This window comes from Ochrobactrum sp. SFR4 (assembly GCF_019730395.1).
GTDB lineage: Bacteria > Pseudomonadota > Alphaproteobacteria > Rhizobiales > Rhizobiaceae > Pseudochrobactrum.
This window is the reverse complement of sequence record NZ_JAAPBB010000246.1, coordinates 1-419: the sequence shown is the minus strand read 5'-3', so window position 1 is coordinate 419 and position 419 is coordinate 1. Positions and strand designations below refer to the sequence as shown.

Below are 419 nucleotides of genomic sequence, written 5' to 3'. Positions count from 1 at the left end.
AGGATATTCTTGATCGTGAAGATACAGCCAAGACGCTGCTTGAGGAGGCAGGTGTTGCACCTGGCAGCCTGTCTGTAAAGTTGCGCTACGCAACGACCGTTAACAATAAAAACACAATGGTTGCCATTGCCGATATGCTTAAAAATATCGGTATTAATGCTGAACAGGATGAAGTGGAAGGCGTGACTTATTTCAACTATTTACAGGAAAAAGGCATGTATGATCTCGCATATCAGGCATGGATCGGCGACTTCAATGATCCTTATTCATTCCTGAGCCTGTTTACGTCCGACAGCTATTTCAATTATTCTGACTGGTCAAACAAAGAATATGACGCACTGATTGCCAGGTCTGCAACCATAACCGATGCCAAACTGCGCGCCGAAATATTGGCGGATGCGGAACGGATTTTATTGAGA

Annotated in this window: 1 protein-coding gene; it reads left to right on the top strand. The window is 44.4% G+C overall.

Annotated elements, in window-relative coordinates:
• A partial coding sequence (locus HBA93_RS18825) for an ABC transporter substrate-binding protein (protein ID WP_286202058.1) occupies positions 1-419 on the top strand: 419 nt, incomplete at both ends.